At 53.4% G+C, this 7017-nt stretch carries 6 protein-coding genes and 2 pseudogenes; 6 read left to right on the top strand and 2 right to left on the bottom strand.

The genetic code is table 11. The annotated features are described in order from the left end of the window. Positions 1-93 precede the first annotated feature (93 nt). Complete coding sequence (locus KO497_RS07200) at positions 94-1158, bottom strand: hypothetical protein (RefSeq protein WP_215943295.1); 1065 nt, start codon at positions 1156-1158, stop codon at positions 94-96. A gap of 973 nt (positions 1159-2131) precedes the next feature. Here KO497_RS07200 and KO497_RS07205 point away from each other — a divergent pair. Together KO497_RS07205 and KO497_RS19410 are read left to right on the top strand one after the other, a co-directional pair. Next, entirely contained in the window at positions 2132-2443 is a 312-nt protein-coding gene (locus KO497_RS07205; RefSeq protein ID WP_215943296.1) for a hypothetical protein, read from the top strand. A 200-nt stretch (positions 2444-2643) separates the two neighbouring features. Continuing rightward, the gene (locus KO497_RS19410; protein ID WP_215943297.1) at positions 2644-3735 is read left to right on the top strand and encodes a helix-turn-helix transcriptional regulator; all 1092 of its coding nucleotides are present in this window, start codon (positions 2644-2646) and stop codon (positions 3733-3735) included. 278 nt (positions 3736-4013) lie between these two features. Here KO497_RS19410 and KO497_RS07215 read toward each other — a convergent pair. Then, positions 4014-4286: pseudogene (locus tag KO497_RS07215) on the bottom strand (transposase); the annotation flags it as partial. A 506-nt stretch (positions 4287-4792) separates the two neighbouring features. Between KO497_RS07215 and KO497_RS07220 the strand changes: the two are divergent. From KO497_RS07220 to KO497_RS07235, 4 genes and pseudogenes are all read left to right on the top strand, one after another. Next, positions 4793-5305 carry a GNAT family N-acetyltransferase gene (locus KO497_RS07220; protein ID WP_215943298.1) on the top strand — a complete coding sequence of 171 codons (513 nt, stop codon included), beginning with the start codon at positions 4793-4795 and terminating at the stop codon, positions 5303-5305. 219 nt (positions 5306-5524) lie between these two features. Beyond that, positions 5525-5908 carry a DUF4160 domain-containing protein gene (locus KO497_RS07225; protein ID WP_215943299.1) on the top strand — a complete coding sequence of 128 codons (384 nt, stop codon included), beginning with the start codon at positions 5525-5527 and terminating at the stop codon, positions 5906-5908. 236 nt (positions 5909-6144) lie between these two features. After that, entirely contained in the window at positions 6145-6384 is a 240-nt protein-coding gene (locus KO497_RS07230; RefSeq protein ID WP_215943300.1) for a transposase, read from the top strand. 191 nt (positions 6385-6575) lie between these two features. Beyond that, positions 6576-7017: pseudogene (locus KO497_RS07235) on the top strand (IS3 family transposase); the annotation flags it as partial.

Raw genomic sequence — 7017 nt, forward strand, 5'->3', positions numbered from 1 at the left:
GCAGGAGCCATCCACACAGGACGTTCGCCGCAGCTGTCGTATAAAACTAAGGACCGCAAATCGACCAGTGGAATAAACAGTCGATTGGGGCCGCTATTCGGATGGCGCGAACTCGATCCCCTTATCTGGAAATGCCTTGCGCAGATTGACCATGGCTTGCTTCCAGTCCGACCCGCCCCATTGGTTCAGGAAAGCGTATGTCCGGCCACCGAAGTTGAGGAGTTCTTCGTCAGCGCAGAAGTATCGGGTCGGGTCAAAGCTGCGCCCCTCCTTCGCCCGCGCTTCTTTCGCGAGACGATAGAAGTCCTCCGCGTTTACTTCCCCATCGACAAAAACGAGCGCTCGATTGGCGCGCGGGCCGCAATGTTCGGCGACTTTCTCGGGAGCGATGCCTTGCTCCACGAGATAGCGGAACGACTGATAAATGGCGTGCCGCTTCCGCAACCCAGGCAGCTTACGTCCACCGAGACTGACATCGTAGCTGGTCCAGTCTCGGGTGTCCGAGCGCGCCTCGCGCTCCTTGCGCTTCTTCTCGGTGACCCGAACCTGGTATTCCGCCATCTCCGGGAGCGGGATGATCTGCTGGACATCGACGAAAACTCGGCCGTCGTGGTCGTAAGGCTGGAGGCGCACACAGCGGATGTCGATGCCGCGCTCGATGAGCCAGAGAACCGATGTCGTTAGCTCGAGAGCGAACTCGGCCGAGGCCAAGACAATCCGGACGTCTTGCGCGAATGCATCTTCATCGGGCTCCTCCCACCCGAGGAACTCGAGCAGCGCGGTCCGTGCATCCGTTTCAGCCTTGCCGATCTGTGCCAAATAGCGACTGAAAACGTCGGCGGCCTGATCGAAGGTCATGGTCGAGACCATCGCGGCATAGCGGATGGCCTGAAGTTCCATATGGCCGCCGTCCTCCGTTCGCTTGAGCTCGACCACGACGAGGTTCGCATCGCGGTCGATTCCAAGAAGGTCGATGCGCCGCCGCGACTCGTCCCAGTCCCCGAACTCCTCTGCGATAACCAGCGTGTCGGGTGCGATCACTGAGATGTTCGCCCTAAGAAGGCGCTGAAGATCACGCCGCTCCTGCAGCTGCATCTGGCTGAACGTGGTCCTGAGCAGGGGGCGGATTTCTTCGCTGGCAAACTCGTAGATTGGCATGAGCACTTCTGACCTTGTGAAAATTACCGCTATTCAATCGCAGTGCTTACCCATAGGCAAGCGACATCGGCTCTCCGCCCTTGGTGTCGGCCGCAGTGTCCGGCCCACACCGGACATTGGCTGGCCGAGTTAAAGCTGCAATGCAACTTCCCCGAATGCAGACATTGTTGGTTTTCCCAGAAATTTCTAGCAATGAGGTTTAGCGTAGTCGCGGTTCGGCGTTACAAATTTTTGAAAACAACGCCTTATTCCCATTTCAGGGAATGTTACATGTCATAAGAGCTTTTTGATAGGTGATTGACTGACTACGCGGGCGTGCGAACCTATCAGAAATCATAGGTTGCGGACCCGCACCCGCCTCATCAGGATATAGAGGCAAAATTTTCAGGAGATGCACCGCAATGCGATTTTTAATTATGATTTCTCTTTCGGCATGCTTGATGGCAACTGAGGCCTCGGCTTTCACTTTGGACCACAGCAAGGGCGTGGTTGTGCTTTATAAGGCGCGCAGCGGCAACTGGCTGGGCTGCGGCCCAGTTCAATGCCTGCAGGTCGCGGAGGACACCGATGAACGAGTGGCAGATCTTGTGACGCCCGACGCACTCGGAGATCCTTATTACGTCGGGCGCATAGGACGCTGCGAATTTTTCCAGACGCCTAACTCTCTGCGGTCTTATGACCACAGCGTCAAATGGGTCATCGATCGCGTCTCGAGCAAATGTTAAGTCCCGCTACGCCACGTAGAGACGAAAACTTCAGACAAGCCCTGTAGGCGGTCGAAATCACTTCTAACATCGTGTTTGCGCCGTTCTTGCGGCGCAGATTACCGCTTTGTAAATAAACGGTCGGCACCGTGATGCCAAGAATATAGGCCAGTTGATCACATCTGCGGACATGTCTCAGCCCATGCAGAATATTCCGCTCACGAGGCATCAGATGAATGCTGTCGCGCGGCTTGTCGAAGGCGGCTGAAATGCCTTCGATTATTATCTTTACAGCAGTGCCGAATTTCGAATCGGATATGAGCGAGCTTTGCTTGAAGGGCTCTGCATGGATCTCTCTCAGCTCTGGAGAACGATGCAACGATACCGATACCCCGACGATCGTTGGTGAATGCCATCATGAACGTTCTGCGAGCTTTGGCTTGAGTATGGCGTTGCGAAAGATGAAAGTATTGGGGCAATCGCCAATAATCAGTTGCACCGTGCGACGCACCCGCTCGAATATCGCGCTTTATACAACCAATTCCGTCGATTGCACTCTGTCACTAAAGCTTGATTTTTGAGAAGAATCGGGCATTTTGGCATCAACTTAACAAGTTTCATTTGTCCAGTTTCACCGCATCCCCTACGATCCACTGTCGGACGTATTAATCGACCGGCTAGAAGATTTGGCTTTGGTTTCGAAACGGTCTTCCTATCGGAATAAGGCGATTTCCCGCGCCCGCGCTCAGCCAGAAACCGTGCAACAGAGTAGATTCATCTAGTGCCTGAAGGCCTCTCGCATCACGACATTTACGAAGCAGCTCTGGATGACGAGTTGTTCAACACTCTGCCCAATCGACTGGCGCGCGAAATCGACGTGCCTTCGACGATATTCATATGGCTCCATCCGGGGGATTACCGCGAAATTGCAGCCGGAACTCAGGCAGAAGCCAATCTCGATTACAATTCATTTGAAGGGCATGATCCCTGGTTAGCACATGGCACGGATGACAAGATCGGAATGGGCGCGTTTCGACTGTCGAATTATGTATCCCCGCAAGAACTCGAAAAAAGCGAAATGTATAGCGAGTTCATTAAGAAAAACCGGCTTGATCGGTATTGGTGCCTCGGCCTAATGCAAAGCACGCGCGACGGTCGGGTCGCGACGGCCTTTCACAAAGGCAAGACGTCCGGTGATTTCACGGATACCGAAATCGGCTTGATAAATCGCCATGTCGAAGATCTGGGACGGCTCCATGAAATCCGGCGCGAATTGCACCGCGCCAGCATCCGTAAAATCGCAGCAGTGGATCGCAGCTTGCTTGATGATGCACCGATCTTCGAACTTGATCACCAGGGTCGCCTTCTTCAGATGAATGGGAAAGCTGAACGACTCTTCAAATTGCATCCGCTTCTTGCCATCGATTCCAAGCGCACGCTCAGGGTTCGTGGCACCGGAAAAAACGCCTTTCACTTTGCCGCAGCAAAAGCCACGGGGGTCCGCAAAAGCGAGGGCAGCGCGATGGACCTGGCTCAGACGCGCGCAACTGACGGGCGCATCATTCCGAAACTGCGGCTCAATTTCCTGCCAAGAACCGAGGGCGGGCGTAAGGTGCTGGTTATTGCAACGACCGAATGCGCCGATGGAATGCAGAATTTTTTTGACTCTCCGCAAGAAAAAATACTGCTTACGCCTCGTGAGCGCGATGTCCTACATGGCTTTATCCGGGGGCTCAGGCGCGACCAGTTGAGCCACGACCTCAATCTGGCGATGCCGACGATTGATTTGCACAGTGCGAACCTAAGAAGAAAGCTGGGAGCGCGAACCATCGCGGAGGCAGTTGCCATCGCCTTAAAGCACGGCCTCGTCTGATACCAAAAGGGCCGTGGATCGCTCGGCAAAGGCGATAACTGTGCTTTTCCATTATGCCTGACACTGCGGATGGTAATGCAACGCGCAACAAACGACGTTTTGGTTCACAATGCATAACTCTATGAACTCGCAGCTAAGGTCCGAAATCCGCGGATTCTGTTGAAAAACACCGTGTTGCTAATGCAGAAAGTGGTGCGCCGAACTGAGCGCAAGCGCCTTTTTTATCAGGCTTTGCTTATTTGCTGCGGCGCAGGAAAGATCCCTCTCGTGCATTGGTTTCACCAATACCCTGCCGGGCAATGCTTGGCTAATTTGCGGAGGTTTTGTGCGGTGGCAGCGAGTAGAAATTCGTCATTTGCGCCGTTTGAGCCTCTTAATCGGAGCCGCCCCAATCCCAAGATCTGTTTGAGGTGGGCGAAGAGCATTACAACCTTCTTTCGCAGCCGCATTGAGACGGCGTATTGCTTAGTCTTGGCAATATCACGGGCAACCTGACGGGCGTCTTCATGCTCTTCGCGGGTAATTTTGCGTGTATCGGCTTTTGGGCAACATGTAACCTAGACGGACCCGCGGGACACTTGTGGGGTTAATTTCCAGGAAGTGTCCCGAGAGTCCGTACATATCTACAAATTGTCCTTCACCTGCCAGCAGCCAGATGGAAAGAATTTTTCGGTCAATGTCGGGACCTTACCGCCGCAAAACTCAACACGATTGGTCGCCATCCAAATTAACCAAGACAACAATGACTGCATGTTTTGGGATCAAGGGGGCCTAATGCGTCGACATGTGCCGGGCATACTTCTGTGGCACTAACGGTCCTTAGCCGACCTGACCTAAAGAGCGGAAGCCGCATCGCAGCTTCACCGAAGCTGACATTCATGGATGGCGCAGCATTTTGAGAGATCAGGCGTCCGAAGTGCGGGAGATAGCGCTATTTCGCTGCGGCTGCGCCAAAGTCAACTTCCGTCTCGATTAGAAGAACAACATATTCCCAAAGGTTGTCATTCCTTTGTCATGTCGGACCATCATTATGGGCCAGAAATGGACGGCTACCGATATGCGAATCCCCCAATTGGAAACTGAAAGACTTTTGTTCCGGCGTCCCCGTCGATCCGACTTGCCTTGGTACACGGAGTACTGCCTTAGCGAACGATCCCAGTACGTCGGAGGCCCTTTCAACGAGGTTCAGGCGTTTGAAAAATTAGCTTCAATGATTGGACACTGGGAGCTGCGCGGTTTCGGACGTTTCGTATTTCTGGAGCGTGAAACTGAACGACCGCTGGGGCATGTCGGTGCCCTGCAGCTCAGTTCGTCTGAGCCCCCTGAAATCACTTGGACAATTTGGAATGAATTGGACGAGGGCAAAGGTTTTGCCACTGAGGCCAGTGTTGCATTCAAGAGCTATGCCATGCGAGAGCTTGGGCTCTCCAACCTAATTGCACATGTAGATTGCGACAATTCTGCCTCGCGGCGTCTAGCAGAACGCTTGGGCGGTGAATTGGATGCCGAAGCGGCTCCGCCATCTTGGCTGCCAAGTTCGGTGTTGTATCGGTTTCGACTATTGGATTGACCGAGCGGCCATTCGTGCGAGTTGCAGCATCCGGTACAACGGGCTCATTCCTGCCATTCTCCGCTTCGCAGCATCATGTTGAGGCAACACAAATTAATTGGTCGCTCACGGTCCAAACCGGACCTTGGACATGCATGTCGGTGTCGCAGCGCAGCAGTCGCATTGCGGACATTCAAGTGCTAGCTTACGACGTGGATAAATTAGATTGGACACCTACAAATGAAAGCTGTTTCGATTGATGTTCCTGACGATTTGGTTCGGGACCTGACGATGGTCATAGACCGAGAGATCGTCCCTGAACGACAGATTGACGGGAGTTTTCCTCTCAAGGTCGAAAAAGCCGTCGTTGATATGGTGCGAGGACTAAAGTTCGAAATATTTGCGAATGAACACCCACCGCCCCATTTCCACGTCACAACAGCAGTGTGTCGAGCGTCATTCGCTTTGGACGATGGTCGAGTGATCAAGTCCAGCGGCAACACACGCAAACTGGAGAAACAGGTTGCCTACTATTTCAGCGAAAATAGAGCCAAACTGATCGATTTTTGGAACAACAGCCGTCCGGACGACTGCACCGTCGGCCCCCTTGTCCAACCATTTTAGCAACCGGCCCAGAGCTGCCGTTCATCTCAGGCAGATGCGCCGCCGTAGCATTCCAATTTGGCATAGCTAAGCTAACATGCATCAACAATCACCCTTTTGGGTTCTCTTCGATCTCTTACTTCCTAAACGTGTTGATCCTGATTTCATCTCGTGCACTGAGCTACCCCCCTAAAATTGGACACTGATGCAAGCTGCAATTTGTAGTCTGCTGATCTTCAACACGAAGGAGATCAGATATGTCGAAACGAAAGCAACATCATCCAGAGTTTAAGGCAAAGGTCGCGTTGGAAGCGCTGAAGGGCGAAGAGACTGTCAGCGAACTGACAAGCCAGTTTGGGGGGCATCGCACGATGATCCACCAATGGAAACGTGCGTTGCTTGAAGGCGCATCAGGCGTATTTGAACGCGGCAACCGCAAAGCGCCGGAGATTGACGAGGAACAGGTCAAAGATTTGCACGCCAAGGTTATGGGGTAAGCCCGCGAACGCCATGCGTTCGAGAGAGCGGGCGCACGCCGTCGCCAACGGTACGCGGGCTTATGCGGCCCCACTGGGGCCATGGTCCCCCTAGCTTTGGCCAAAAAGCTCAAACCTTGGACCGGCAAGTGAGGCGTAAGATGATTGAGCCGAACTTAAAAGGTCTATCAGTCAGCAAGCAGTGTGCCTTGCTATCGATCTCGCGATCGTCATTTTACTATGAACCCAAAGGCGAGAGTGAGATGAACCTTGGTCTGATGCGCGTCATTGATAAGCCGTTCCTTGAGACCCCGTTTTACGGCGTGCATCAGATGACATGGCATCTGCGCAATGAGAACCATCTTGTGAATGAAAAACGTATCCGTCGCCTGATGCGACTGATGGGTCTTATGCCGATCTATCAGAAGCCCAACACGAGCAAGGCCGCGAAGGGTCACAAGATTTACCCCTATCTACTGCGTGGATTGCGGGTAAATCGACCCAATCAGGTCCTCCTCTCGCACATGTAAACATGTGCTGCCGGGCAGTGGGTGCGCCTACATCACATATCTGCCGATGCGGCGCGGCTTCCTTTATCTGGTGGCCATCATGGACTGGCACACGCGCAAGGTTCTGGCTTGGCGCATCTCGAAC

Origin of the sequence: Pacificibacter marinus, assembly GCF_018860665.1 — a bacterium.
GTDB lineage: Bacteria > Pseudomonadota > Alphaproteobacteria > Rhodobacterales > Rhodobacteraceae > Celeribacter > Celeribacter marinus_A.

Bases quoted from the DNA above. Each gene is read 5' to 3' on its own strand.
- KO497_RS07200 (WP_215943295.1), bottom strand. From the start codon at position 1,158: ATGCCAATCTACGAGTTTGCCAGCGAAGAAATCCGCCCCCTGCTCAGG.
- KO497_RS07205 (WP_215943296.1), top strand. From the start codon at position 2,132: ATGCCTTCGATTATTATCTTTACAGCAGTGCCGAATTTCGAATCGGAT.
- KO497_RS07220 (WP_215943298.1), top strand. From the start codon at position 4,793: ATGCGAATCCCCCAATTGGAAACTGAAAGACTTTTGTTCCGGCGTCCC.
- KO497_RS07225 (WP_215943299.1), top strand. From the start codon at position 5,525: ATGAAAGCTGTTTCGATTGATGTTCCTGACGATTTGGTTCGGGACCTG.
- KO497_RS07230 (WP_215943300.1), top strand. From the start codon at position 6,145: ATGTCGAAACGAAAGCAACATCATCCAGAGTTTAAGGCAAAGGTCGCG.